The following is a 2,419-nucleotide window of genomic DNA, read 5'->3' on the forward strand; positions in this document are numbered from 1 at the left end:
CTTTGCTGCTGCTCGCTTTGCTGCTGCTCGCTTTGCTGCTGCTCACTTTGCTGCTGCTCGCTTTGCTGCTGCTCACTTTGCTGCTTCTCACTTTGCTGCTGCTCACTGTTCTGCTGTTCGCTATCTTGTTGCTGATCCTGCTTTTGTTGTTCTTGTTGTTTTTTTATCTCTTCAATTAACTGCTTATTCTGCTGCGCAGCCTTCAGTTCAGGATTGATAGTCAATGCTTGCTGATATGCCTGCAGGGCTTTATCCAATTCCTGTAATTGTGCGTAAGCATTACCTTGATTATAAAAAGCATCTGCATTGCTTGGGTTGTCAATCGTCGCTTGTTCAAATTGCTCTAATGCTTGTTGATATTGTTTGTCCTGGTAGAGGGCACTGCCTTTTGACATAGGATCATCATATAACTGTGCTGCTGTGGCATAGTCTTTATCGACATAAGCCTGAAAGGCATTTTGCTGATCGTTTTTCCAAATAGAAGCTTCAACACTAGGGCTCGAAAGCGGTATCGTTAGTGTTAATAGTACAGCGTAAAAAACACCTTTTCTAAACAGTAATAAAAAGAGCGGCAGCAATAAAAAAGATAACCAATAACCATCGTCTTTGGCGAATTTATTTTGTCCTGACTGGCCGGTCTCATTTTTTCGTGACTCTTTCATACTAAAAAAGCTGGCTAACTGTTCAATATCAGAGCTTGTATTGCTGTGTGTTAAATACAGGCCATTTGTGGCGCTGCTTATATCATATAATGACTGAGCGTGTAATTTCGGCACAACGATCTCACCTTGCTTATTTTTCAGTAAACTGCCATCTGCTAATTTAATCGCTGCGCCTTGCTCTGTTGCCATTGCTAATATTGATACAACCCAATCGCTACCCTGCAGTCGTTTGATCATTTTCTGTGAGGTTTTTTTATCAATGCCATCACTGATAAAAACGATATGACCTTGTGTGTAGCCTGCATTTTCTAACAGCGTTATTGCTCGTTCGAGGCCCAGATCTGCACGTGCTCCCGTGACAGGCATTATCTCCGGAGAGAGGTGAGGAATGTGGTTGATAATGGAGTTACCATCAGGGGTTAAAGGCGAAATGGTAAACGCATCTCCCGCATAGGTGATTAGTGCTTTTTCACCTTCACTCCATTTTTTAATCAGATCAATCGCTTTGTATTTTGCCTGGCTTAAACGGTTGGGTTTAACATCGGTTGCATACATCGAATAGGAAAGATCTAATACAATCACCTGTGCTGTTTCCATCTCATAAACAGGCATTTCAAGGTTACGCCAGCTTGGCCCCGCTAAAGCAATACAAGCAATAATCGCGAGCAGATAAAAAGTAAACGGCTGTGCATTTACGTTCTTTGGGGAGCTGACTAAATTTTCACTTAAATGCGCTGCGATTAGGTTTTGTGTTTTAGATTTTTTGCCCGTTTGGTAGCGCAGTAGCGAGAGTAAAAACACCGCGAGCAATCCCAGTAACCACAGTGGACGTAAAAATTCTAGTGGCATAAAGGTGGTTTCAGGCAACATAAGAGCCTCTTAATTTGAAATACAGAGCAAACAGAAACAGCAGCAAGATGGCGCCAGATAAAGGCCAGTAGAAAAGATCTTTTTCGGGTCTAAATTCTAAAAAATCACTATCAACAGGCTCTAATTTATTGAGTGTCTTGTAGATATTCTGTAATTCATCCTGATTTCTAGCGCGGAAATATTGCCCGCCGGTGAGCTTGGCTATTTCGTTTAAGGTTTTTTCATCGAGATCTGCGGAAGGGTTAATGCGCTGGCGTCCAAACAAGGTGCGTTTAATCATTTCATCTGCACCGATACCTATGGTGTAGATAGTAATATTGTTTTGTGCAGCTTGTTTGGCTGCCATTATCGGCTTGATTGTACCGGCGGTATTTGCACCATCGGTAATTAAAATTAAAACACGTTGTTCATTTTTATTTTCCACAAAACGTTTTATCGCCATGGCAATAGACTCTCCAATGGCGGTTCGCTTGCCAACTAAGCCAATTTCGGTTTCATCAACCATCTGCTGTATGGTATTGAGATCAAAGGTCAGCGGCGTTTGTAAATAAGCATGATCGGCAAATAGGATCAGGCCTAATCTGTCACCGTGACGCTCCTTAATAAAGGTTTTTAAGAGATCTTTGACTAAGGTTAAACGATCTACTGTCTGCCCGTTTAAGGGCATATCTACTTCCTGCATACTGCCAGACAGATCCAGTGATAAAATCATATCGCGGCTCTGCTGCTGCAGGCGAATCGGCTCACCAAACCAGATAGGTTTCGCTAAAGCACTTAATAATAAAAGCCAAACTATCCAGGGAATAAACGCGTTTAAATTGCTCTGTTGATTTTGCGACTGTTCGCCACTTAATCCCTTTGCAAGCGGGATCCAGACTTGTGTATAG

Annotated in this window: 2 protein-coding genes; both read right to left on the reverse strand. The window is 42.2% G+C overall.

The genetic code is table 11. The features are described 5' to 3' along the window. Positions 1-1,532: vWA domain-containing protein (locus AC4GME_RS06365; RefSeq protein ID WP_490379149.1), on the reverse strand; the 1,532-nt coding region annotated here is incomplete at its 3' end. Continuing rightward, positions 1,522-2,419: VWA domain-containing protein (locus tag AC4GME_RS06370; RefSeq protein WP_490379150.1), on the reverse strand; the 898-nt coding region annotated here is incomplete at its 5' end. The genes AC4GME_RS06365 and AC4GME_RS06370, both read right to left, overlap by 11 nt.

The organism is Psychromonas sp. (assembly GCF_983033635.1).